The sequence below is a fragment of the Scytonema sp. PCC 10023 genome, from assembly GCF_963920835.1.
In the GTDB taxonomy this organism is placed as follows: Bacteria; Cyanobacteriota; Cyanobacteriia; order Cyanobacteriales; family Nostocaceae; genus Kalymmatonema.
On the sequence record NZ_CAWUDP010000075.1, the window covers coordinates 1 to 23,776 of the forward strand.

Annotated in this window: 19 protein-coding genes and 4 pseudogenes; 14 read left to right on the forward strand and 9 right to left on the reverse strand. The window is 43.1% G+C overall.

The window, feature by feature from the left end:
• Positions 1-55 precede the first annotated feature (55 nt).
• Positions 56-928, forward strand: a pseudogene (locus ACM0OZ_RS34080) (DUF3387 domain-containing protein).
• Positions 929-1,200: 272 nt separating this feature from the next.
• Positions 1,201-1,376: pseudogene (locus ACM0OZ_RS34085) on the forward strand (RNA-guided endonuclease TnpB family protein); the annotation flags it as partial.
• 74 nt (positions 1,377-1,450) lie between these two features.
• On the opposite strand, the gene ACM0OZ_RS34090 reads toward ACM0OZ_RS34085, so the two are convergent.
• The gene (locus ACM0OZ_RS34090) at positions 1,451-1,642 is read right to left on the reverse strand and encodes a hypothetical protein (protein ID WP_414587262.1); all 192 of its coding nucleotides are present in this window, start codon (positions 1,640-1,642) and stop codon (positions 1,451-1,453) included.
• A gap of 258 nt (positions 1,643-1,900) precedes the next feature.
• Between ACM0OZ_RS34090 and ACM0OZ_RS34095 the strand changes: the two genes are divergently transcribed.
• The 4 genes from ACM0OZ_RS34095 to ACM0OZ_RS34110 all read left to right on the forward strand — a co-directional run bounded on the left by ACM0OZ_RS34095 (position 1,901) and on the right by ACM0OZ_RS34110 (position 6,727).
• Positions 1,901-2,128, forward strand: a complete 228-nt coding sequence (locus ACM0OZ_RS34095) for a hypothetical protein (RefSeq protein WP_414587263.1) — start codon at positions 1,901-1,903, stop codon at positions 2,126-2,128.
• A 48-nt stretch (positions 2,129-2,176) separates the two neighbouring features.
• Positions 2,177-3,559 (forward strand): tRNA uridine-5-carboxymethylaminomethyl(34) synthesis GTPase MnmE, encoded by a 1,383-nt coding sequence (mnmE, locus tag ACM0OZ_RS34100; protein ID WP_414587264.1) that lies wholly within the window; start codon positions 2,177-2,179, stop codon positions 3,557-3,559.
• Between the two features lie 210 nt (positions 3,560-3,769).
• The gene (locus ACM0OZ_RS34105) at positions 3,770-4,540 is read left to right on the forward strand and encodes an SDR family NAD(P)-dependent oxidoreductase (protein ID WP_414587265.1); all 771 of its coding nucleotides are present in this window, start codon (positions 3,770-3,772) and stop codon (positions 4,538-4,540) included.
• 597 nt (positions 4,541-5,137) lie between these two features.
• Positions 5,138-6,727: an alkaline phosphatase D family protein gene (locus tag ACM0OZ_RS34110; protein WP_414587266.1), complete on the forward strand. Its 1,590-nt coding sequence runs from the start codon at positions 5,138-5,140 to the stop codon at positions 6,725-6,727.
• Between the two features lie 193 nt (positions 6,728-6,920).
• On the opposite strand, the pseudogene ACM0OZ_RS34115 reads toward ACM0OZ_RS34110, so the two are convergent.
• Positions 6,921-7,523, reverse strand: a pseudogene (locus ACM0OZ_RS34115) (hypothetical protein).
• A 181-nt stretch (positions 7,524-7,704) separates the two neighbouring features.
• On the opposite strand from ACM0OZ_RS34115, the gene ACM0OZ_RS34120 reads away from it, so the two are divergent.
• A complete protein-coding gene (locus tag ACM0OZ_RS34120; RefSeq protein WP_414587267.1) occupies positions 7,705-8,961 on the forward strand; it encodes an RNA-guided endonuclease InsQ/TnpB family protein in 1,257 nt (418 codons plus the stop codon).
• A gap of 75 nt (positions 8,962-9,036) precedes the next feature.
• On the opposite strand, the gene ACM0OZ_RS34125 is transcribed toward ACM0OZ_RS34120, so the two are convergent.
• Positions 9,037-9,219, reverse strand: a complete 183-nt coding sequence (locus ACM0OZ_RS34125; protein WP_414587268.1) for a hypothetical protein — start codon at positions 9,217-9,219, stop codon at positions 9,037-9,039.
• 104 nt (positions 9,220-9,323) lie between these two features.
• Here ACM0OZ_RS34125 and ACM0OZ_RS34130 point away from each other — a divergent pair, with 104 nt between their 5' ends.
• Positions 9,324-9,797, forward strand: coding sequence for a peptidoglycan-binding domain-containing protein (locus ACM0OZ_RS34130; RefSeq protein ID WP_414587269.1), 474 nt, complete (start codon positions 9,324-9,326; stop codon positions 9,795-9,797).
• A gap of 128 nt (positions 9,798-9,925) precedes the next feature.
• Here ACM0OZ_RS34130 and ACM0OZ_RS34135 read toward each other — a convergent pair whose 3' ends face one another.
• Complete coding sequence (locus tag ACM0OZ_RS34135; RefSeq protein WP_414587270.1) at positions 9,926-10,165, reverse strand: hypothetical protein; 240 nt, start codon at positions 10,163-10,165, stop codon at positions 9,926-9,928.
• Positions 10,166-10,818: 653 nt separating this feature from the next.
• Between ACM0OZ_RS34135 and ACM0OZ_RS34140 the strand changes: the two genes are divergently transcribed.
• Together ACM0OZ_RS34140 and ACM0OZ_RS34145 are read left to right on the forward strand one after the other, a co-directional pair.
• Positions 10,819-11,916: a serine/threonine protein kinase gene (locus tag ACM0OZ_RS34140; RefSeq protein WP_414587271.1), complete on the forward strand. Its 1,098-nt coding sequence runs from the start codon at positions 10,819-10,821 to the stop codon at positions 11,914-11,916.
• Positions 11,917-12,252: 336 nt separating this feature from the next.
• Positions 12,253-13,803: a GMC oxidoreductase gene (locus tag ACM0OZ_RS34145; RefSeq protein ID WP_414587272.1), complete on the forward strand. Its 1,551-nt coding sequence runs from the start codon at positions 12,253-12,255 to the stop codon at positions 13,801-13,803.
• 129 nt (positions 13,804-13,932) lie between these two features.
• Here the strand turns inward: ACM0OZ_RS34145 and ACM0OZ_RS34150 are convergent, their stop codons facing one another.
• Positions 13,933-15,348 (reverse strand): 1-acyl-sn-glycerol-3-phosphate acyltransferase, encoded by a 1,416-nt coding sequence (locus ACM0OZ_RS34150; RefSeq protein ID WP_414587273.1) that lies wholly within the window; start codon positions 15,346-15,348, stop codon positions 13,933-13,935.
• Positions 15,349-15,495: 147 nt separating this feature from the next.
• On the opposite strand from ACM0OZ_RS34150, the gene ACM0OZ_RS34155 reads away from it, so the two are divergent.
• The 3 genes from ACM0OZ_RS34155 to ACM0OZ_RS34165 all read left to right on the forward strand — a co-directional run bounded on the left by ACM0OZ_RS34155 (position 15,496) and on the right by ACM0OZ_RS34165 (position 19,463).
• Positions 15,496-16,332: a uroporphyrinogen-III synthase gene (locus tag ACM0OZ_RS34155; protein ID WP_414587299.1), complete on the forward strand. Its 837-nt coding sequence runs from the start codon at positions 15,496-15,498 to the stop codon at positions 16,330-16,332.
• Between the two features lie 623 nt (positions 16,333-16,955).
• Positions 16,956-17,933: a 2-hydroxyacid dehydrogenase gene (locus ACM0OZ_RS34160; RefSeq protein WP_414587274.1), complete on the forward strand. Its 978-nt coding sequence runs from the start codon at positions 16,956-16,958 to the stop codon at positions 17,931-17,933.
• 93 nt (positions 17,934-18,026) lie between these two features.
• On the forward strand, positions 18,027-19,463 hold the full coding sequence (locus ACM0OZ_RS34165) for a hypothetical protein (RefSeq protein WP_414587275.1): 1,437 nt from the start codon (positions 18,027-18,029) through the stop codon (positions 19,461-19,463).
• A 55-nt stretch (positions 19,464-19,518) separates the two neighbouring features.
• Here ACM0OZ_RS34165 and ACM0OZ_RS34170 read toward each other — a convergent pair whose 3' ends face one another.
• From ACM0OZ_RS34170 to glgA, 3 genes are all read right to left on the reverse strand, one after another.
• Positions 19,519-20,376 carry a macro domain-containing protein gene (locus ACM0OZ_RS34170; RefSeq protein WP_414587276.1) on the reverse strand — a complete coding sequence of 286 codons (858 nt, stop codon included), beginning with the start codon at positions 20,374-20,376 and terminating at the stop codon, positions 19,519-19,521.
• Between the two features lie 74 nt (positions 20,377-20,450).
• Entirely contained in the window at positions 20,451-21,212 is a 762-nt protein-coding gene (locus tag ACM0OZ_RS34175) for a protein-L-isoaspartate(D-aspartate) O-methyltransferase (protein ID WP_414587277.1), read from the reverse strand.
• Between the two features lie 103 nt (positions 21,213-21,315).
• A complete protein-coding gene (gene glgA, locus ACM0OZ_RS34180; protein WP_414587278.1) occupies positions 21,316-22,794 on the reverse strand; it encodes a glycogen synthase GlgA in 1,479 nt (492 codons plus the stop codon).
• Positions 22,795-23,047: 253 nt separating this feature from the next.
• On the opposite strand from glgA, the gene ACM0OZ_RS34185 reads away from it, so the two are divergent.
• Positions 23,048-23,335, forward strand: a complete 288-nt coding sequence (locus tag ACM0OZ_RS34185; protein ID WP_414587279.1) for a DUF6679 family protein — start codon at positions 23,048-23,050, stop codon at positions 23,333-23,335.
• A 139-nt stretch (positions 23,336-23,474) separates the two neighbouring features.
• On the opposite strand, the pseudogene ACM0OZ_RS34190 reads toward ACM0OZ_RS34185, so the two are convergent.
• Positions 23,475-23,654, reverse strand: a pseudogene (locus tag ACM0OZ_RS34190) (hypothetical protein); the annotation flags it as partial.
• Positions 23,655-23,776 lie beyond the last annotated feature (122 nt).

The window sequence follows — 23,776 nt, forward strand, 5'->3', positions numbered from 1 at the left end:
ATCGCCTGTTGAAAGCCAGCTATAGAGAGGTATTGGCATTTTTCGGAGATGTCTATTGTCTTTAGACCATATTCTCTCACAACAGGAACACGGCAAGCAACAATTTCTCAAAGCAGTTACAGAACTTAGCAAAGCCTTTGCCTTAGCAGTTCCCCATGAAGAAGCTTTGGCAATTCGGGATGAAGTCGGTTTCTTCCAAGCCATCCGCGCTGCGATGATGAAACATACTACAGTTAGCGGTAAAAGCCCAGAAAATTTAGACACAGCCGTACAGCAAATAGTCTCCACGTCTGTAGATAGCAATCAAGTCGTAGACATCTTCACCGCCGCAGGTTTGCACAAACCAGATATTTCCATCCTCTCGGATGAATTTTTAGCAGATGTGCGCGGTTTACCCCAGCGACACCTAGCTTTGGAGATGTTGCACAAGCTGATTAATGATGAGATTAGAGTGCGTTAGCGTAGCTCCTCCGCAGGAGGCTCGCGTCGTAATCTTGTTCAGTCCCGTTCCTTCGCCCAAATGCTAGAGCAGACAATTCAAAGATACCAGAACCGCTCGATTGAAACAGCCGAGGTGATGAGCGAATTGATAGAACTGGCAAAGGAAATTCGCTCATCTGCAAGCCGAGGCAACAACCTGGGATTAACAGAAGATGAGCTTGCTTTCTATGATGCTCTAGATATCAATGATACTTCAGTGAGTGTCTTGGGTGATGAGATACTAAAGGCGATCGCTCGTGAACTTGTAGATACAGTCCGCCGCAACGTTACCATCGACTGGACGCAGAAAGAAAGTGTCAAAGCGAACCTGCGACGCTTAGTTAAGCGCTTGTTGCGGAAATACGGCTATCCACCAGACAAGCAGGAAAAGGCGACAGTGACGGTGCTGGAACAAGCAGAGTCCCTGTGTAAAAATTGGGCTGCGTGAGAGGTAGAGGGGATTGTAGGAGGATGCGATCACCGGAGGTGGGGCTAAGTCCTGCGGACACGCTACGCGAACGCCCATCGCCTGTAAAACATGGAAATCAATTACCTGAAAAGCTTAAAGGGCGCGGCTTCGCAACATTATACAACTTTTTTATTGCTCGATATGACGAATACTTCGGAAAGTATACAACTTTATTTTTTGAGGCTCAGGAAATTATGAACGTAATTGGAAGCTTTTCAAGCTCTAAAATTATATGACTTTTTTATATTTTTACACGTACGCATAAGTGTAGTTGTGGGTCGTACCTCCAAAGAGATACTAATGCAGCAATAAATATTCTGAATCTTGTTAAACAAGCGTGAGTGTTGGTCACTCCCGAAGTAACGCTACAGGAGTCGGAACCACTACGCTACTTGGTGAAAACCTGGTAGAGCAAGTTCTGACGTAGAATGTAGAATCCCCTGGCTTTAAATCAAAACGAGCGAAGTGATGTTTTGATAGCCAGGGGAGTGTCAATGACTCTTAAGTATCTTCGGGAAAAACCCATTTGGGAGGTTCCATGAGTCTTTTGAGTCGTGCTGCTTCAGCTATTTCGTGCATTTTGTCTAAAGGAGTCTCTTGGATGAACTTTGATGCAGCCTCTACATAGGATTTCTCATCTACAGCGTTGTCGTTGGTTTTGGTTTCAGGATTATTGACTTTATCCTCTTCCACGCAAACCTCCTCGTTTGTCATTTTGAGAACGGCAGTAATTTACAGCAATTCTTATTGTGAAACAATAAGACTTGTCTTTGTCTAGTAAATCTTAACCTTGTCACTGCCTTGTGTGAGCTTGTATGCAACATTTCTAAAATCAAATCAAAAATCAAAAATCAAAAATCAAAAATATTATAGAAATGTTATGATCCAACTTCTCTACAATCAAAGATAGATTCAATGTCTTGGTTAAACCAGTGAACAGCTACCTACGCAGTGACGCTTTCTCGGGCTGGTGGGGGATTTAAACCCGCCCTCCGGGTATCTCCTGAGCCTGCGGCACGCCTAACGGCGAACGGAGACGCTGAGCGCAAAGCGCACGCTCCGCGAACGCGAACGCCACTTGCTCTACTTGGGGAAACCCCAAGACCGCAGTGGCTCACCACCAACGCTTTCTGTGCACAGGAGTGTGGTGTTTCCCCCAACGATAAAACTGATAACTGATAACTGATAACTGATAACTGATAACTGATAACTGTTAAAAGGGCGCAAATGTCGGAAATCTTTGCTACTACTGGAACCATAGCCGCGATCGCCACTGCTGTTGTTCCGCAACAGGGGAGCGTTGGAATTGTGCGCGTATCTGGTTTGCAAGCAATGCCTATCGCCCAAATTCTTTTCTTTGCACCAGGGCGTCAAGTTTGGGAATCTCACCGCATCCTTTACGGTTACATCCGTCATCCCCAAACTCAGCAAGTCGTGGATGAAGCACTAATGCTTATCATGAAAGCACCTCGTTCCTACACGCGTGAAGATGTGGTGGAATTCCACTGTCACGGGGGAATCATGGCGGTGCAGCAAGTATTGCAACTGTGTCTGGAAAATGGTGCAAGACTAGCACAACCAGGAGAATTTACCCTGCGGGCGTTTTTGAATGGGCGAGTGGATTTAACTCAAGCAGAAAGTATTGCCGATTTGGTAGGAGCGCGATCGCCTCAAGCAGCACAAACAGCACTCGCGGGTTTGCAGGGAAAATTAGCTCATCCTATCCGTCAGTTACGCGCTAGCTGTTTGGATATCTTGGCAGAAATCGAAGCAAGGATAGATTTTGAGGAAGATTTACCCCCGTTGGATCATAACGTCATCATATCAGAAATTGAGAGAATTTCAAAAGACGTATCCCGAATTCTTGCAACCGCTGACAAAGGTGAACTGCTGCGCACAGGTTTGAAAGTGGCGATCGTTGGGCGTCCGAATGTCGGAAAATCGAGTTTATTGAACGCTTGGAGCAGAAGTGATCGAGCGATCGTCACTGAGCTACCAGGTACAACTCGCGATGTTGTGGAATCGCAGTTGGTTGTCGGCGGAATTCCCGTGCAAGTACTAGATACAGCAGGCATTCGCGAAACACAAGACCAAGTAGAAAAGATAGGGGTTGAGCGTTCCCGTCGTGCTGCAAGTGCAGCCGACTTAGTGCTTTTGACCATTGACGCTCAAACAGGTTGGACAGCAGCAGACCAAGAAATCTACGAACAAGTGCAACACCGTCCATTAATTTTGGTGATTAACAAAATCGACCTAGCATCACCAGAAGGAGTGCAATATCCAAAGAGTATCAATCACATTGTCAAAACAGCAGCCGCTCAAAATCAAGGTATTGAAGGTCTAGAAGCAGCGATTTTGGAACAAGTGCAAGCTGGAAAAGTACAAGCTGCTGATTTGGATTTAGCAATCAACCAACGACAAGCAGCAGCATTGGTAAAAGCGAAAACATCCCTAGAACAGGTGCAGGCGACAATTGTCCAACAGTTACCTCTTGATTTCTGGACAATTGACCTTAGAGGTGCAATTCAAGCTCTAGGGGAAATTACGGGTGAAGAAGTAACAGAATCCGTACTTGATAGAATTTTTAGTAGATTTTGTATTGGCAAATAAACCACGAAGACGCGTAAGCGCAAAGCGCAGGCACTCTCGGCGTGCAGCGTCTCCGCTACTGAGAAGGGCACGAAGAAGAATTTTCTTAGCGCTCTTGGCGTCTTCGCGGTTCGTTGATATGAAGTTGTAGTCGTATATGAAACTAAGGCAGGCTTTTCATCTGCCACTAGATAATTTAGATTTATTTACAAAGTTTGTGAATAAAAATCAATGTCTTTTCTTGAAGGAATTAACAACGCCAATGCATTAATCGTAGGAGCAAGCCAAGGCATTGGTTTAGGCTTTGTACAAAAATTACTGCAAGATAACAGGTTTGCCAAGGTTTATGCAACTTATCGTCAGCCAGAGTCTGCTTCCGAATTATTAAATCTCAAAGATGAATATTCTGACAGATTAATTTGTCTGTCGATGGATATTACTGATGAATCACAGATTGTTGAAGTTGTTCAACAAATAAGTGCAGCAGTAAACAAGCTTCACTTAGTTGTCAACTGTGTAGGATTGCTGCATGAGGAGACATTGCAACCAGAAAAAAGTTTAAAACGTATCAATCCAGAGTATTTGATGCGCTACTTTCAAGTCAATAGTATTGCGGCTATCCTGCTTGCCAAACACCTGTTACCCCTATTCCGTCATAATGAGCGCAGCGTTTTTGCTAGTATTTCTGCTAAGGTAGGCAGTATTGGTGATAACCAACTGGGAGGATGGTATGGGTATCGAGCCTCCAAAGCTGCACTCAATATGTTAATGCGAACAGCAGCAATTGAGTATAAAAGAACTAGCCCTAAGACTGTAGTAGTTATGTTACACCCTGGAACAACGGATACTCGCCTTTCTCGTCCATTTCAGGCAAGTGTACCTGCTGAAAAATTATTTTCAGTGGAACGCACAGTTAACCAATTGCTAACTATCATCGAACAGCTTCAGGATGGCGATAGCGGGCAGTTTTTTTCCTGGGATGGTAGCCGCTTGCCTTGGTAAAAATAGGGGGAAGAAAAGAGTTATTACCTAATAAAAATTAGTATTCCAAAACATCTAACCTTATAAAGGTGTAAGGTTAAATTTAGAGATAAATAAGGTTAAATAAAGGTTATTTGTAACGGTTTTGGGTTGCATACACAACAAAGTAGGGGCAGAGCATACTGTGCCCCTAAAAATAGTCTTGTTTAAAGGGTTATCGGATATGATAAATTTCTTGTGATTAATGCTTTGTTATTCTAATGATTTCGTTTAGATTTGGTTAAAATCCGGTTAAAAATTTGAGTGAATTCCGCACAAATAAACTTTGTAGAGTTAGGGCGCAAAGTGTGTAAATATGTAGCAGCTTTTCCTTAAAAATAACCCTTGAAAAGTCACGAAAATCTCTTCGTCTGCTTTGTTTCTTTTTGGTAGCCTGCGGCACGCCCTTCGGGTATGTCTTCGACACGCCTGAGCGCAGAGCGTCCCGTAAGGGATACGGCGAACGCAGTCGCTTAGGTCGGGAAACCCTCCTGCAGCGCTGTCTCACCGCTGCGCGTCTACGTTGTGGTTCGGTTCATTCAATTTGATGTAGCACTTTTAACGACACTTCCTAATTTTATGCAATCCAATCGACTCAAGCTAAATCGTCGCCAGTTCTTGCTACGTTCAGCCCTTACCAGTGGTGGAATTATTGCCACAAACCTTTTATCAAAATCAAGAGTTTTCGCTCAAGCACCTGCCATAATCACATCTGATAAACTGCGCCCCACCATACCTTATGGAGTCGCCAGTGGTGACATCAACGGCAATAGAACTGTGATTTGGAGTCGGAGCGATCGCCCAGCCCGGATAGTTGTAGAATACGCAACAGATGAATCTTTCCGTGGTGCACAGCGTGTTGTTGGACCAAATGCCCTTGAAGCCAGCGATTATACAGCAAAAGTTTATCTCAAAAACCTGCCATCAAGTCAGCAGATATTTTACAAGGTAACTTTCCAAGACTTAGACGATACAAAAATCTACTCAGAACCTGTTGTAGGTACTTTCCGAACTCCCCCTGCATATGGGCGAGAGATATTCTTTGCTTGGTCAGGGGATACTGCTGGTCAGGGATGGGGTATTAATCCGGAGTTTGGCGGCATGAAAATTTACGAAACCATCCGGCAAGTCAATCCAGACTTTTTTATCCATTCCGGCGACACTATTTATGCCGATAATCCCATCCAAGCTGAAGTCAAGCTAGATGACGGTAGCATCTGGAAAAACATCACCACACCAGAAAAATCCAAAGTTGCCGAAACCTTGGCAGAATATCGGGGTAACTATATATACAACTTATTGGATGAAAACGTCCGTCGCTTCAACGCCCAAGTTCCGATACTAGCGCAATGGGACGACCACGAAACAACAAACAACTGGTATCCAGGCGAGATACTCGATGATAATCGCTACACAGTTAAGGACGTTTCCTTATTAGCACAACGGGCAAATCAAGCATTTTTGGAATACTTCCCGATTCGGATTGATGGGGATGAGCCTAGCAGAATTTACCGCTCCTTCAAGTATGGTCCTAACTTGGAAATTTTCATGATTGATATGCGCAGTTACCGGGGACCAAACACAGAAAATCGCCAGACAGAAGAAAGCCCAGAAACAGTATTTCTAGGTAATGCACAGATACGTTGGTTGAAAAATCAACTACGCAAATCAACAGCAACATGGAAAATCATTGCAAGTGACATGCCCATTGGACTGGTAGTTCCAGACGGTTCCACCGCCTTTGAGAACTTAGCCAACGGAGACGGACCAGCTTTGGGACGGGAACTAGAATTAGCTGATTTACTGCGGTTCATCAAACGAGCCGATATTAAGAATGTTGTTTGGTTAACAGCAGACGTACATTACGCAGCAGCGCACTACTACGACCCCAACAAAGCCCTGTTTCAAGACTTCAAACCCTTTTGGGAGTTCGTTGCAGGTCCTCTCAACTCTGGCACATTTGGACCAAATAGACTTGACAATACCTTTGGTCCAGAGGTGAAGTTTCTTACTATACCTACAGATTTGACACCAAATCGACCCCCAAGTGCAGGTTTGCAATTTTTTGGGACAGTCAAAATTGATGGTTATACAGAAGTGATGACAGTCGCATTAATTAACTTGGAAGGAAAAACCCTCTACAGTGTAGATTTACCACCGGAAAAATAAACCGCAAAGACGAGCCAGCGCTGCAGGAGGGTCTCCCTCCGCAGGCGACTGGCGTCGCAAAGAGCGCGAAGAACTTTTGTCTTGTTCGCGCTTTCATGTTTTTTACTCCCATCAAGCGTGTAAAATTTCCTATTTTCTCTCCCCCCGAAAGCTGCCATAATGGGTAATATTTGGGTGAAAAGGCAGTATGATTTTATCCCTTCTGCACCATCCACACTAACATTCCCAGAATTTGCTCAACTGGAGGAAGTGGGTAATCGGTCAAATCGATTGTTACCATCTGTCTCTCAAGTTTCAGAAATCTCCAGACAGTACCGCTACTCACACTGCCATAAATACTGGGAATGAACTGAGCGTTTACCTCATTAAACTTTTGAGCAGCAACCATTTCGGCAATGCACTGTGCAATCCCGCTGTTCAAATCCGCTTTTTTTGCCTCAACAATAACGACTGCTGGAGCTTCAATTTCTAACTGTTCCGGGGAACGACTGATAAGGAAATCGCACACCCCATTGAGTCCAGCTTTTGGATCAACAGTAAACTCAGCACCTGAGAAAATGCTGATTTGTCATTGTAGAATCTTCCGCACCTCAACCAAAATAGGACTGATAATTAATTCAGAACGAGCTTTTTCCGTGCCAGTAGCGATCGCCAGTGGTAAACTTTCCTCTAAAAAGTCGGAGAGAGTTGCACTGGGTGCAATAGGAGTGATATCCGTCAAAAATCGGCTACCCTCTAGGGTGGTTAGACCAAAGGCTTGTTTTACCTTTCTGAGCGTGAACTCACTGTAGGACACTTTAGTCTCTCCTGCTATTTATCTTGTGTAGGGGTCTGGGGGAGCTATAAGACCCACACCATAATATGCAGATTTGGTGTGGGATACATGGACTCCCCCAGGTTAATATTAGGGACTCGATGTCCCTAATATTAACATTTACTACTTGTCACTAGTCTAGTAAATCGGCTACAATACTGACATGATAACACTTACTCACCGCTACCGAATCTATCCAAATGCCACTCAAGAGCAAACGTTAATTGAGTGGATGGAGATTTGTCGAGGAGCTTACAACTATGCTCTTCGAGAAATAAAAGATTGGTGCCTTGGTCGTAAGTGTTTGATTGATAGATGTTCTATTGAAAGAGAATATATCCTCACTTCTGAATTAAAGTTTCCTGGCGAAGTCTATCAACTGAATAACTTGCCGAAAGCTAAGAAAGAATTTCCCAGACTTGGAAAAGTTCCTTCTCAAGTTATTCAGCAAGCTGTTAAACAGTTGCATAGAGGCTGGGAATATTTTCAGGAGAGAGGTTTTGGCTTTCCTCGATTCAAAAAACATGGACAGTTTAAGTCGTTACTTTTTCCTCAATTCAAGGAGAATCCAGTAACGAATTTGCATATCAAACTGCCGAAGATCGGAGTAATCCCAATTAACTTGCATAGACCAATCCCTACCGGATTTTTGGTCAAACAGGTGAAAATCTTGAGGAAGGCAGATAAGTGGTATGCGTCTATCGCTCTTCAATGTGATGTTACAGTTCCCGATCCAGTTCCACATGGTCATCCCATTGGAGTTGACATTGGAGTGGAGAAGTTTTTGGCAACCAGTGATGGTGTTCAAAGTAAACCGCCAAAGTTTTTCAAGCAGCTGCAAGGCAAGCTGAAATTGCTGCAACGCAGATTAGCGAGATTACAAAGGCGGTCGAAAAACTACGAAAAACAACGACTCTTGATTGCTCGACTACACCATAAAATTGACAACACAAGGAAGGACTTTCACTTTAAGCAAGCCCATGCGCTTTGTGATGCTGGCGACATGATTTTCATGGAAGACCTGGACTACCGCATCAGTGCTAAAGGCATGTTTGGCAAGCATATGCTTGATGCTGGATTTGGACAATTCAGAACTATCGTTAAGTATGTCTGCTGGAAGCGTGGAAAGTTCTTTGCTGAAGTTGATGCCAGGGGGACTTCTCAGGAATGCCCGCAATGCGGTGGTTTAGTCAAAAAAGACCTGAGCGTTAGAGTTCATAGCTGTTCACACTGTGGATACACAACTGATAGGGATGTGGCAGCAGGTCAAAATATTAGAAACCGAGGAATGACCCTCATTAGTACCGTCGGGCAGACGGGAATGGAAACAGCCTGTGCAGTCGATCTGTCGGGGGCTGATGCAAGTCAGTCTAGGCAAGTGGCGAAATCTCGAACGCGAGTGCGTGCGCTTCGCGCATAAGAGAGCAACCAGGAAATCTAAGATGTGAATCTTGGAAGCCCCCACTATACCGCTTGCGGTTAGTGGGGGAGGATGTCACTCGTAGTGTATCCCGCCTATTCTGGGATACATCAATTCTTGGGTACTGGGGACTGGCTCAAGATTGGAAATGCTCCCGACTTGGGGAGGGACTTTATTGCCGCGGACATAATTTTTCGTTTGATAACCATTACCCCAATCCCTAATACCCAATCCCCAATCCCCTTTACGCAGACTCATCACTGCAATATCCAATAGTACCCTTTTGTGTACCAAGCCAAATCCGAAATCTTCATAGACGCAGGTGAAGAATTTATCAGTAGTTCATTCGAGATAAGTTAGCTATGGTAGCACTAAATACCACCAATGACCCCATATTAAAGCTTGGTTCTGAAGGCGAAAAAGTTAAAGAGTTACAAAAACTGTTGAACAAAAGGCTCAATCGTAAGCAGGATGTCAAGGTTGATGGCGTTTTTGGTCCCAAGACAGAAGATGGTGTAAAAATTATTCAATACCAATTCCTTCTCAAACAAGATGGCATAGTTGGTCCTCTCACCTGGAAATCTCTGCGTGCTAACGCCCCAGTGGATAAACCTACTTTGCGTCGTGGTAGCACTGGCGAACAAGTTTCGATTGTCCAAAAAGTCTTGGAAGATGGCGGATATGAAACCGGTGCAATTGATGGCAATTTTGGAGAGAAAACAGAAGCAGCAGTAAAAGCTTTTCAGAAAGATAAAAACCTGGTTGTTGATGGCATTATTGGTGACAAGACATGGGAAGCTTTGAGCAAACTAGCGACTTTCCTGACAGCTGATTAAAACTAATGACTTCTCTATTTCTCCCATAACTTTATTTGCAAGCTCCTGCCGCAGCAGGAGCTTTTAATTTTGTTTTTCAGTGGTAGAGGATATTGTGTTGGCATTCCACCCTCCCTCGAGCACGAAATTTACGGAATTTGCGGTAGGGTAAGTAAGTGAAGTACCCACCACCAACCGCAAGCGGTATGGTGGGGGCTTCCTGTCTCATTTGCCGCCGCTCCGTTGGGTATACTCATTGCTGAGTATCCGGAACCAAATCCGGTCTGAGTCTTACGCCGCATCTCTCGGTTTTCACCGTTTATCTCCTCACTCGTGAGAACCCAGGCAGCCGCCCTGCTTCCCAAGGCAGTAATTGTTTTTCCGTACATTCCTGTGTGGCTTATCTTTTACCGCAGGGCGTAACCGATGCGTACCAGTGACCGGAATCTTTCCCCCTTTCTCTCGCTAGTTACCATGGTAAGCGTATGACCGCTACTGTGACCTTTGTTTGCAGCCGAGTGGGTGGGTCAGCAACCATTTATATACTATCATATATGTAGATGTTGTGTAGCTAAGCATGAATAAAAAAGGATTGAATTTGCGGATATTTGAACGTCGTCTAAATAAGCTTAGATTATATGCAGCTACTAAGGAAAAGACGATGACTCAATTGGTTGAAGACTGGATTGACCGACTACCGACCCCAGAGATTAACAACTTCTCGGACATCCCGCGCCCTATCAATCCACAGGATTGATTCGGTTGGGGATGCCCTCGTCGTTGTCCGGCTTATATCCCGCCACTAAACGGGGTACCGTTATAGTGGGGGACTTACGCCGAATTAGTTAAATTGCGGCTATACGACCGATAGAGATGTTGCAGCCGCTCAAGTAGTCGCGATACGCGGACTTGCAGCCGTGGGGCACACGGTCAAGATGCAAGAGCAAGGGGTAAATTCATTGGAATCCCCGTGACGCAAGAATCTTCGCCCTTATAGGGCGGAGAGTGTCAAAAGACAACACAACCGTGCAGCGTCAAACTCATGAGCAGCTTCCCAGATTTTTCCGAGCAAGGCTATGAAATTAAGCGCATACTGGGGAAAAACAGCACCAGTGGTCGTGTGACTTACCTCGCAACCCATACAACTACTCAGACGCCCGTAGTCATTAAGCAATTTCAGTTCGCAACAGTTGGAGCCACTTGGTCAGACTACGATGCCTATCAACAGGAAATGCAAGTGTTGCAACAACTGCATCATCCCAGCATTCCCCGCTATCTTGATTCCTTTGAAACCCCATCTGGCTTTTGCTTAGTTCAGGAATATAAACCTGCTTCCTCGTTAGCTGAACCCTACCAGTGGACACCAGAGGAAATCAAGCAAATTGCTGTAGCAATATTAGATGTTTTAGTCTACCTGCAATCCACTTATCCTCCCGTGATTCATCGGGATATTAAACCAGAGAATATTTTGGTTGAGCGTCAGGAGAAACTCAAGGTTTATCTCGTTGATTTTGGGTTTGCGCGTCAGGGAGGTGGAGAAGTAGCAGTAAGTAGCACGGTTAAGGGTTCACTGGGCTTTATGCCACCCGAACAACTCTTCAATCGCCAGCTAACCGAAGCCTCCGACCTTTATAGTCTCGGTGTGACGCTCATCTGCTTGCTGACACAAACCCGCTCAACTCAAGTCGGTGACTTAATAGATTCGGCTTATCGTATCAATGTCAAACAGTTGCTACCTTCGCTCCATCCAAAGTTTATCAACTGGCTGCAAAAGATGAGCGCACCCGATCTCACAAATCGCTTCAATAATGCTGCTACTGCTCTTTCAGCACTAAAATCGATTGATCTTGTTGGCAACCCAAAAGTGGGAAAGCTAGTGCAGCACGGCAAACTCAATTCAATCGCCAAAGTAGTTGGGCTTGGTACCCTTGGCTTGGTCAGCCTACTTGGCACAATAAGCATCATTTCCAGTATCTCTAATTCTACAGATACTCATGAACAGCATGAGCACCACAAAATTAAGAGATACGACAAGGAAAAAAATCACCGATTCGACAGGGAAGACAATGATGCAGACGACCGACATGACAAGGACGACGATGAGCATGATGATGAGCATGATGATGATGATGATGATTAAGCGCTGTTTGTCTTAATCCTTTGTCGTGGCGATAAACATGATTATTATCAATTCATGTTCGATTTGGACAGCGATCGCCTCCAAGTCCCTCAACTAACATCTTGCACCAGTTGCGTTATTGCAATTTTTGTAGCAGTGCTATAAACTACAAGCGTATTACTGAACCGTGTTGGTATTTTTCGGAGATGTCTGATGGCTCCCGAAAGTGCATAACGTCGATTTACTTGCACCTAGTAAGAATACGGAAAGGTTTGCTCAAAGGCTTAACTTCCTTGAGTAAATCAGGGGGAGTTATACACAAAAACTAAATTCCTGTCAATATAAGGATTTTTATGTATGCTTCATAAGCCTTACAGCCGTCGTCGCTTTCTTCAAAATTCTGCTCTATTCTCCACTGCTTTAGTGACCTCACTAGCTACTGCTCATCTGACTCGTGCTAGTGTTCAAACTGTAAAGGATGAAGCTGTAGATGCTCTAATTATTGGCAGTGGTTTTGGAGGAGCTGTTGCAGCTCTACGTTTGGGGGAAGCAGGTATCAATACAGTCGTACTAGAGCGAGGTCGTCGTTGGGCGATTACACCAGAGCAAAATACCTTTGCGACGTTTGAAAAGCCTGATGGTCGAAGCGCTTGGCTTAGTCAAACAACTTACTATGGGGCACCTATAGATGTATACACGGGAATTTTAGAGTTTCTGGTTGAAGAGGGTATTAACGTTGCTTGTGGAGCTGGCGTTGGAGGTGGGTCGCTCGTTTACAATGCAGTCACTTATCAGCCTACTCGTGAACTCTTTTATAAAGTTTTCTCTCATTCAATCAACTATGAAGAATTGGATGAGGTTTATTACCCTCGCGTGCGTTCTATCTTGAATCCAGCACCTATTCCCCCAGACATTTTGGCAACTTTTTATTACGATAGAACGAGGTTATTCCTTGAACAAGCAACTACTGCTGGCTTTCCCAATCGTGTATATGATATATCAGTAGATTGGAATATAGTTCGTGAAGAAATCAATGGAACCAAAAAGCCTTCTGCCATTATTGGTAATCATTGGTTTGGTTTCAATAGTGGAGCTAAGAACAGCCTTGATCGCAACTACCTAGCTAAAGCAGAAGCAACGGGATTTGTAGAAATTCTGCCTTTACATTTAGCAACGACAATTACTGAAGTACCTGGACATGGGTACCGGGTTTTATGTACTCAAATTGATGAAACAGGACAAACTGTTGTAGAAAAATCTTTCACCTGTCGCTATTTGTTTTTAGCCGCAGGTTCGATGGGCACTTCCAAACTTTTGGTCAAAGCTAAAGCAACAGGCACACTACCTAAGTTGAATGACAATGTTGGCAAATACTGGGGCACTAATGGAGATAGCCTTACTATTCTTTCAAATTTGCCACCTGTATCGGGTAAAGGGGGACCTGCAACTGCTGTTCTCGAACACTTCGACAACCCTCTAGGTCCGGTCGTGCTGGAGGATATTCTAGATCCTTTTGGGGCTGACGGAACAACACAACTTCTTGGTTTAGCAATACCCCAACCAAGGGGAATATTTGAGTATGATGGTAAGCGTGATTCTGTCAAGTTAACCTGGGCTTCTGACCCTAAAGTGCTATCAGCCACAAAGCTGACTTATAGAATTCTTCAGCAGAAAAACTCTAATATAACTACGTCTGAAGTTAGTGATGCCATAACAGCTCATCCATTGGGAGGAGCAGTCTTAGGGAAAGTATGTGATGAATACGGGCAAGTCAATAATTATCAAGGGCTTTATGTCGTCGATGGTGCTCTTATTCCTGGCTCTACAGCATGTACAAATCCTTCCTTTACGATTGCAGCTTTGGCAGAACGCTGTATGGACCGAATTATCCGGGATATTTCCGCTTAATTCGCACTTGATAAGCACTGGAAAAACAGGGCAAGTGTACTAGTATAAAAAGAAAAGGAGCCTGCAATAAAGACAATGTGCAACATTGCGGCTTTTCCTTAGACATCGCCCCCAAGTTCCCCAACAAATCTACGAAATCATCTTCTCCAACGCCACTTGCAAATCTTGCGTCAGGTCATTAACCGCAACTCTTGCTGCTTGACGACTTGTCTGATAAGTTGACCAACGTTGTGTGACTGAAATTGGCTCACCTACTGTTAGCCGTGATTTTCGCCAACCTAAGCGAGGTCGTGCAGGGTTTTTCTCCCCTTTTATCCGGGCGATCAGGTCGAACAAGATTAAGGATGTTTCGGCAAATCTCTCAAAAGTAGGTTTTTCTAGAACATAAGTTCCTGTCACCGCTACAAAACTCTCCGCTAGGCGCATATGTAGCGTCCGCAGAGATGCTTCTTCAGCAATCCAGTCTGCCAAGCCCCGTTCTACGGGCGATAATGCGTGTAAATTTGGCAAATCCTTGCGGTGAATATCATCCCAGCCTGCTGACTCTATTCGGCGACTGCGCTCAATCACTGTTCCGTGGGATTCAAGACCAAAATATTGCTCGGCTGCTTGTAGTGACCTATCTAATACCGTTTGGAGTCGAGCCTCAAGTACCTCGTTACGACTTGCAGATGGATCTGTTTGCTTGACAATTGGTGTACTTTGATGGGAAAAGCGAGCGTAAAACTGTTCCATTTGGGAAAGGACATGTTCACCGAGGCGAAAGAGTCGCTCATAAAAAACTTTTTCTGGCTCAACGAGGTTTGATTCACCAAGTTGTTGCACTGGTAAACCGCAATCAGCTTCCAATTTGCCCAAAAGCCAATCTAGTTTTCCCCAAGATGGATTGATGTAGTGATATTGATTGCAAATCGGTACAATGAAAACTTCCTCAGTTCGGTTAGCTTTGACCAAATCTTCCACACACCAGAAGCCCATATGAGCTACGCCAGGTTCCAAGGGGCTAACAATTTCGCTATGTCCATTAGTTGCGCCTTCGGGAGCTACACTTATTGGCAGTTTGCCATTAGCAAACAAATCCCGCGCTGTCTTCATACCAACCTTGTCTAGCCGCTTACCTCGATGAATTGGCAAGCCTCCTAAGCGAGAAAAGAACCAACCCAGCCAATCCCCAGCCCACAAAGTCATCCCTCGGTCATAGAGAAAGTGAGAATGAATAGGATGCTGTAATGAAATTCCCATTTGACGAGCAACTTTCGGTACAGCACGGGAGAGTAAATACATCATGCAAAGAGGATCATCAACCTCTGGGTGGCGAAATGCTATCAAAAAGCGAATTTTACCAGCTTGGAATTGTTGGTAAAGATTGACTAGCACCTCAACATTCACAGTTTCAACCTGTGCGATCCCAGCAGGTAACCACGGTCGAATCCGAAACCGCATCAGGACTGGCAGTAACCTTTGGGTAATATAGTATACTAATGGGTTAAATCGCTCGGGAATAAACTCTAGGGGCGGTTGAGCGAGTTGAATCGAATGCGGCAAGATGGCTCTCCTGGTCGTGTTGCTTAAAATAGGTAAACTTTAAGCCCTTAGTCCTTAAATTATAGTCTTTCCCTCTGGAAAGCCGCCTTTGCGGTTCATACCCGCCTTTACGGTTCCTTATTATCTTGTGCAAGGAGGTAAATTAAACTGCTGACTCCAACCGTACAACTGCCCTTACACGGTAAGCGAATTATCGTTACCGCACCTCGTAACTACGCCGTCAGGTTATCTGAGCAACTGATCAACCAAGGCGGTTTGCCGATTTTGATGCCAACCATCGAAACCTGTCTGCTGGAAAACTTTACTGAGTTAGATGCTGCACTGCAACAAATCGACACATTTGATTGGATTGCTTTTACCAGTAGAAACGGTATCGAAGCATTTTTCCAACGCCTGAAAGATTTGGGGCTAAACCTTTTTTCTTTGACAAATTGTCTTTTTTGTGCTATAGGTACAGACGCGGAAAGATTAGCAGCTTTTGGCATCAAAGCCGATTTAATACCAACACAACCCAGCCCCGCCGGAATCATTACTGAATTGGCTAAAATTCCAAATATTGCCCAGCAAAGTGTACTCGTTCCGGTTCCAGAAGTTGTCGGTGTACCAGAACCCGATGTGATTCCAAACTTTATTGCAGGTTTAGAAAAATTGGGCATGAAGGTGACTTGTGTACCAACTTATAGGACGCGGTGTTTGGACAAAAATATCTACGAGGTTGAGTTAAACCTGATTCGGCAAGGCAAAATTGATGTCATTGCCTTTAGTAGTACTGTGGAAGTCGCAGCTTTTTTGCAAATGGTTGATGCAAAAAGTAATTACGAGCATTGTGCGATAAGCCCGAGGCTTGACGCTACGCGTATCGCCTGTTTTGGACCTTATACGGCAGCCAATGCCCAGAAATTAGGTTTAAATGTCTCGATAGTTGCTCAGGATTATAGTTCATTTGCGGGGTTTGCTGAGGCGATCGCTCACTTTTTTCACTGATTCAGCCAGCGTACTTGTCCAATCCACTCAACAAGAGATGAGAGCAAATTATATCAAGTCCGATTAAATAACCTTACTAAATGTGTAGTGAGGAATGCGCGTCCTCTTCCATGAAAACAAGCAGTTAAGTCCTTACTACATAGAATTTTTATTATGGGTACTTTGCCGGACATGATATGAGTCCTGTACTAATTATGCCAATTTTTTAGCGCTATTTTATGCTATTTAACGCTTTTTGCCCTGAACCAGCAAGTTGACAGCCAAGGGAACGGTAAGACTTGGTGCGATAGCGTAAGCGCAAGCGCACGCCAAGGGCTAACGCGGAGCGTGCTTTTGAGCTTAGCGCTGCTGCGACGGATACACGGGCGGGGATTCTGATATCGTGGCTAACAATGTTTGTTCTTTTACGAAACCTACCTAGAGAAATATTTGAGAAAAATTTACGAACTGCATTGTTTTATCCCCAAAGGATCAAGATTCAGTAAGTAGGCTGTCATAAAATACTTAAATATGCAAAAATTCTTTTGTCTGTAGCTAATAACATATTCTGTTTTACATATTCTTAACAAAACACTTTAAACTAAGTTGGCTTGAGTGTAAGCAAACCCAACAAACCCTCAACCATGTCCAAACCCAAAGTTTTCATCACTCGCCGCCTCCCCACTCAATTAGAGCAACTGGGTCATATTGCTACCATTGAAGTCTGGGAAGAACGCCAACCGGCTCCCTATAAAGTTTTACTAAAAAAGGTCAAAACAATTGATGGTTTGCTGTGCTTGCTGGCAGACCAGATTGATCAGCAACTGATAGAAGCAGCCGGAACCTCTTTTAAAGTTATTAGCCAAATGGCAGTTGGATACGACAATATTGACATTCCTGCTGCTACTGCACGGAAGATACCAGTTGGTCATACCCCCGGTGTGTTAACAGATGCGACTGCTGACTTGACTTGGGCATTACTCATGGCGGCTGCACGGCGAGTGGTAGAAGCGGATCGATTTGCTCGTGGGGGTCAGTGGCGGACGTGGGAACCAAATTTGTTATTGGGACCGAACATCACAGGTGCGACTTTAGGGATTGTCGGTTTTGGGCGCATTGGTCAGGCGATCGCTCGTCGTGCTAAAGGGTTTGATATGAAAATTTTTTATACTAGCAGACACAGATGTGACCAGGAGTTAGAAAAAGTTTTAGGTGTGGAGTTTACAGCGTTTGAACGTCTGCTGCAAGAATCTGATTTTGTGACAATTCATACACCTTTGTTAGACGAGACTTATCATCTTTTTGGCGATCGCCAGTTTGAATTGATGAAGCAGTCTGCCATTGTCATCAATACAGCGCGGGGAGCAATTATAGACCCAGAAGCATTATACACAGCGCTTACGAGTGGTCAAATTGCAGGTGCTGCCATAGATGTCACTGACCCAGAACCGATACCAACTGATAGTCCCTTACTGAGCTTAGATAATCTGATTATTACACCTCATATTGGCAGTGCCAGCCTTCAAACACGAGAAAAAATGGCAAACATGGCGATCGCTAATCTAATTGCTGGGTTGAAGGGGGAACGATTGCCTCATTGTGTCAATCCTAAAGTTTATTAATAAGAGGATAGGGGCGATGATTCTCGTACCCCGTTTAGAAAGTTTTTGATATTATTATCCAGCTAGCCTCATTTTATACTGAAGGAATTAGCTATGCCCCAAGTAGAAAAGTTAAAAATTTTTCTTGCTTCTCCTGGCGATGTGAGTACGGAAAGAAATCACGTTGTTAAAGTTGTCGAAGAGATAAATCGTACTGTAGCTCCCGATAAAGGTGTTGTATTAGAGGTGATTCGCTCCGAGAATGCTTATCCTGGATATGGTAAAGACGGTCAAGCCATTATCAACGAGCAGATAGGCAAAATGTCCGATTACGTATTGTTTATTGGGATTATGTGGAACCGCGTTGGAACTCCAACAAAGCGTGATATATCCGGAACAATTGAAGAATTTAAACGAGCTAGGAGAACTTTTAATAGAATTGATCAACCCGAAATATGGTTTTATTTTCGGTCAATGACTGAAGGGGTAAAAACCAAAATTGAATTAGAACAGCAAGGAAAAGTTAAGCGATTTAAAAATAGTTATAGTAAAAATGGATGGGGATTATTTCGTGAGTATAAAAACCCTTCTGAGTTCCGCAATAAATTACGCGAACATATTACTCTATGGTTAACTAATCGTAGGAAAAAAAGAGTAAAAAAGAGCAGTACCAGTTCAAAAACGAATACAAGTTCATTATCAACGGAAAAAGCATCTGCAAGTAAATTAAAGACTTATGACGATCCGAAACAAGTAGGCGTAAGCTCCAATGTAATACCTAAAAGGCAAATATCCACTATTAAAAATTATAAGAAATCAACTACTAAATCAAAAGCTAAAACAAGTAAAAGTATAAGTAATTCTGGAGCTTGGGTTTTACTTAATGACTATTTATTTGAAACCCAATCAGTTGAAATGAACGCCAATAAAAACCTTGTCCTTAATATACCAATCGTAAGTGCAGAACAGGAGGCGAATTTACGCGATCTACAATCAATTAGTCATTATCACACCAGAAGACAAATTATCTATGCTTACCAAAATGATGCATATATGGTGCAGGTGGAAAATGTTGAGACTAAATCTATAAAAGGTAAAACTTCCTATATAGTTACGCTAAAGCCAACACCACAGTCGTATAGTTACAATATTATTAATTATTATGGCTATACTTTCGAGCAGGTTGCTGAATCACAGATTCGGTTTTTATTATTAAACGAAATTCCGAAAAGTGCAGATAAAGCTTATCAATCAACACCGGATTATATTATACGAGAAAACGACTACCTAGTCGAATCAAAAGGGCATATTATTACTAATGTATGGAAAAAGTGGATTACGGAACCACAGATGTTTTTAATCAATGCACGTTTAGCGGCAGTATGCTTTTTAAAAATTAATAATATAGTCGAACACATATTGGAATTAAAAATTCTTTTTATTAGTAAGAATGTTGTATCCGTAAACTTTCGCGGACAAATACGACAATTTCACTATAATAAAGAAATTAGTGTAATACAAGTAAAAGGTAAATGTGCTCTGGATTCATAAAGTGAAAGTGCACTGGAAATAAGTGCAGAATAAATTGATTTTAACTATCAAAGTTTTAAAAGCAAGCTGATGTTAAAAATTCTTCTAATTCATATAAGTCTACAGAATCTAAATCTTTTGGATACACCATTACAGTCAGTTTTCTTGTGACGAACTTTTCTTTAGATGCAACTATAAATGAAGTAATAATTAGTTTAGCTAGTGCCATTCGCGGTAATCCTGTGCGAGCTAGGTCAGAACCAATAATTGGAATTGCAACATTCATAGTATGACCTTTGAGACGAACTTCTCGCCAAAGAGACGAGAGCGAACGCCAGATATAATCAGAGTTAGACTCTACGGTTAAATTGTTGTTCATGTATCCATAAGCAGTTAAAAAGTAACGCTTATCATGCGTACCTAAAGCAGTAGTTGTACCAATGGGGTATCGTCCTGTTTTACCGCGTGTTTTATTTCGCTCTTCTTGTCGTAGATGACTTAATGGTTGGAGAGCCGATTCGATTTCTTTATCTAGTAATCTTATGTCACTTCTATAAACTTTTGTAAGAAATTGTCCTTGAACGCTCTCAGGTTTAATTATTTCTCCTAATTCAGTGTCAAAAACATCATTAGCACCTATTACGAGGTGAGCTTTTTCATCAAATATATCTCCGATTTTGACTTCAATTTCTGAATCGGGAGAAGATAACTTACTACAAAAACTTCTTTTGGGAAACCGCTGAATGATAGCAAGAATCAAGGAGATACTACCTAGTCCAAAGTAACCTGCCCAGCCAAAATTTAGTTTGTCTGGTAAAAATAGTGCAGCGGGTTCGAGCAGTAACCAGAGAAGACCAAAGTTGCCGATAAATGAATTCCAAATTCGTTGAAAGCCAACTTTTCTAAATAATTTTAAGTAAATATTAATTGCCATAGCCACCTTTCAAACAATAAAGTTTGTATTTGACTCTAGGTCATTAGAAGTATTATTTTATTCTCATTTAGATCCTATCTAACATTAGGCGAGTGTCCCGTCATCGGCACGAACCGCACTGGTATGGTTTTCTCCTTTCGCAATCCATTTGGTGTCTTGGTAATGACCATCATTTCCTGCTCCAAGCTTCCGACTGGAATCACCATCTTTCCATTGATCGCCAGTTGTTGAACTAAAGCTCCAGGAATATCGTCTGGTGCAGCAGTCACAATAATCTTGTTGTAGGGTGCATATTCTGCCCAGCCTTCATACCCATTACCAGTTTTGACATGGACGTTTCGATAGCCTAGCTGACTGAGAGTTTTGCGCGCACTTTTAGCCAGTTGAGGAATAATTTCGATAGTATAAACTTCTTTAGCCAATTCACCAAGGACAGCTGCCTGATATCCAGAACCAGTTCCAATTTCCAGCACTTTGTCCTTCGGGGCAATTTCAGCTGCCTCTGTCATATATGCGACAATATACGGTTGAGAAATGGTCTGGTTATGAGCGAGCGGGAGAGGATGATCTTGGTACGCTAAATCTGCAAAAGATCGATCTACAAACAGATGACGCGGCACCTTAGACATAGCTTTTAAGACAGCCTTGTTTTTGATCCCACGCGCCCGGATTTGTTTTTCTATCATTTGTAGGCGTTGGGTTTGAAATTCGTCCTTAGGATAGTTGACGTTCTGAATTGAGACACTAGACGAATTATTATAAGGTATTTCTACTGCACACGCAGGTAGGCAAAGCAATGTGAGGCACAGCCATGACACAAACAGTAACCGAAGCATAAAACCTCCCGATTCTTCATGTTATGCCAATCAAAGATTTACCCAACCCCCCTTTAGTAGGAGAGTTGGGTAATATCATTTGCCGCAGTCGTAGATTACAGAACTACCATTTGTGTCGGATACGGTCGTATATCTCCACGTATTCTTCTCCTGGGTGGTTCCAAGAGTAGTCATACTCCATACCTTGAAGAGCAAGTTTGCGAAACTCTTCTGGATTGTTGTACCACAACTTCAAAGCACGTTCCATTGCCGACTCAAGGGCAGGATAATCTGACTGGTAGAACACATAGCCATTGCGTTCTTCCGGAGGCTTATTCTGGTCGTAGTCTCTGTCAAAGACAGTATTGACTAGCCCACCGACTCCCCGAACTACGGGTACAGTGCCATACCTCAGCCCAATCATTTGGGTGAGTCCACAAGGTTCGTAATTGCTAGGGACAATAATCATGTCTGCCCCTGCATAAATCAGGTGGGATAACTCTTCGTTAAAGCCAAGTTCTAAATGAACATCAGGATTATCGTTCAAAAAGTTTTTCTCATGGCGGAAATGGGCATTGATTCCTGATTCTGTTGCTGAACCCAACAGCACAAATTGCGCTCCATTCTGGAGGGCGTAATAAATTGCGTGATGGACAAGATGAACGCCTTTTTGCTCATCTAAACGACCAATGAAAGCAATGACTGGCTTATCAACATCCTGCAATAGCAGGCGATCGCGTAAGGCTTTTTTGTTCTTTGCCTTTTCTTCAAAATTGTCCTTACTGTAAGGATAGGGAATATAGCGGTCTATTTCAGGATTCCAAAAATCATAATCAATGCCGTTGAGTACACCAGTGAATTTATCCTGGTATAAGTGCAAGCTATGACCCAATCCATAGCCAATGTCAGTGTAAGAAGCTTCCCAAGCATGGTGTGGCGAAACTGTCGTCACTGCATTGGAGTAAACAATGCCGCCTTTCATAAAGTTCAGGGCAAAGGGATTGAAGTTGTCTTGCAGCTTATCATACTGGAAGTAGTAAGACTCCCGGTTTAAATTCGTTGCCCGAAGAGTATCGACACCGGCAAAGCCTTGATGCTTAAAGTTGTGGATGGTGTAGCAAACCCGTTGGTACTCCATGCCATGATATTTGTAGATTTCATAGAGCATGACTGGAACCAACCCTGTCTGCCAGTCATGGCAATGGATAACATCAGGTCGTTTGTTGCTTTGAAGCAGAAATTCCAAAGCGGCTTTGCTAAAGAAGGCAAACCGCATATTGTCATCGCCGCAACCGTAGTAGCAGCCCCGATTGAAGAAATTATCTCCTGAGTGGGGTTCAATAAAGAAACACAGCCGTCCGTGTACCCAGCCACAATAGACTGAACAGTGAATTGCAGCGCCATACCAGGGTACCCACAAGTTCATGAAAGCATCATGAAGCCCCCAAATGTGGTCGTAGCGCATGCAATCGTACATCGGCAGAATGATTTCGACGGTATGCCCCCGGATTTCTAATTCTCTACTGAGTCCGTAAACGACATCGCCTAAACCTCCAGCTTTGATGACAGGAGCGCACTCCGAGGCAATTTGTACGATGTACATCTTTATCCTCGCTTAATAAAAATTTACTTTTATTATCTTTTCTATCATTACAGAAAAGATGTATCCATTGGCAAGTCTAGTACCGTCTGTTAGGTACAAATCTTCGGTCATAACGTGATTTGTATCATCTATCGCCAAAAATATTTTGACAAGAAGCTTTTCAAAATGAGAAAATCATGTAAGAATATGTCTTAAGCTAGATTGACAATTTTTGTAAGCATAGTAGTTCCACCACAAACAAAGTATTATTTATATGGAGAGTAAACTCAGAGAACTCATCGGTCTGCCTAACGTATGGCTTTTTGTCAAAAGCAGTAACGGCTGGTTAAAGAACGTAGAAATTTTAGATGTTAATTATGACACTGTAACATTTCGTTACGAACATGAATCCGAGGTAGAGAACAGGGTTTGGGAGAAGACCACTCGGATTGATAATATTGCAGAGATTGAAGTTCGTCTGTTAACACTACCTAGGGGCGATAAGCAAGTACAAGAAATTAAAAATAGACTTTCCAAGCTACTAGAGCAGGAAGAGAGATAGCAATTATAAGGTCTTCGTCTAACTGCATTTGTCTACTGGTACACCGTTTGCCACTGTTGAACCAGCAACCTACGTAGTGTGTGCAGTCGAGACGTTAGCGAATGAAAGTGCAGGAGTAGGGAAGTGCAGTGAGTTGAGATTACGCAGCTACCATATTATCTAGCTGCGATTCACACTGTTGGAAAATGTAGTTAACAGCAGCAAAGAGTTTATCTAGTTCTTGAATAATGTAAAAAGTGGTATTTTTGGTAAAAATATCTGCTTTTAGGTTGCCAAATTGCCACAGTTTTCCATTAGAAACAATACCGAAAATTGTCACCAAAAAAGAACGATAGGTACAGAACTCATTCGTCAGAATATTAAACGCGTTTTCTCGTTATGAGTCGAGAGTTCTGGTTTAGTCGTATTGGTATGGCTGCCCCCGGATTTATCCGTGGAGAA

What these genes read in the sequence shown, in the direction of transcription:
- ACM0OZ_RS34130 (WP_414587269.1), top strand. Translation starts at nt 9,324, where the DNA reads ATGGTAGCACTAAATACCACCAATGACCCCATATTAAAGCTTGGTTCT.
- ACM0OZ_RS34125 (WP_414587268.1), bottom strand. Translation starts at nt 9,219, where the DNA reads ATGAGTCTGCGTAAAGGGGATTGGGGATTGGGTATTAGGGATTGGGGT.
- ACM0OZ_RS34105 (WP_414587265.1), top strand. Translation starts at nt 3,770, where the DNA reads ATGTCTTTTCTTGAAGGAATTAACAACGCCAATGCATTAATCGTAGGA.
- ACM0OZ_RS34170 (WP_414587276.1), bottom strand. Translation starts at nt 20,376, where the DNA reads ATGGCAATTAATATTTACTTAAAATTATTTAGAAAAGTTGGCTTTCAA.
- ACM0OZ_RS34145 (WP_414587272.1), top strand. Translation starts at nt 12,253, where the DNA reads ATGCTTCATAAGCCTTACAGCCGTCGTCGCTTTCTTCAAAATTCTGCT.
- ACM0OZ_RS34185 (WP_414587279.1), top strand. Translation starts at nt 23,048, where the DNA reads ATGGAGAGTAAACTCAGAGAACTCATCGGTCTGCCTAACGTATGGCTT.
- ACM0OZ_RS34120 (WP_414587267.1), top strand. Translation starts at nt 7,705, where the DNA reads ATGATAACACTTACTCACCGCTACCGAATCTATCCAAATGCCACTCAA.
- ACM0OZ_RS34135 (WP_414587270.1), bottom strand. Translation starts at nt 10,165, where the DNA reads ATGTACGGAAAAACAATTACTGCCTTGGGAAGCAGGGCGGCTGCCTGG.
- ACM0OZ_RS34165 (WP_414587275.1), top strand. Translation starts at nt 18,027, where the DNA reads ATGCCCCAAGTAGAAAAGTTAAAAATTTTTCTTGCTTCTCCTGGCGAT.
- glgA (WP_414587278.1), bottom strand. Translation starts at nt 22,794, where the DNA reads ATGTACATCGTACAAATTGCCTCGGAGTGCGCTCCTGTCATCAAAGCT.
- mnmE (WP_414587264.1), top strand. Translation starts at nt 2,177, where the DNA reads ATGTCGGAAATCTTTGCTACTACTGGAACCATAGCCGCGATCGCCACT.
- ACM0OZ_RS34140 (WP_414587271.1), top strand. Translation starts at nt 10,819, where the DNA reads ATGAGCAGCTTCCCAGATTTTTCCGAGCAAGGCTATGAAATTAAGCGC.
- ACM0OZ_RS34160 (WP_414587274.1), top strand. Translation starts at nt 16,956, where the DNA reads ATGTCCAAACCCAAAGTTTTCATCACTCGCCGCCTCCCCACTCAATTA.
- ACM0OZ_RS34110 (WP_414587266.1), top strand. Translation starts at nt 5,138, where the DNA reads ATGCAATCCAATCGACTCAAGCTAAATCGTCGCCAGTTCTTGCTACGT.
- ACM0OZ_RS34175 (WP_414587277.1), bottom strand. Translation starts at nt 21,212, where the DNA reads ATGCTTCGGTTACTGTTTGTGTCATGGCTGTGCCTCACATTGCTTTGC.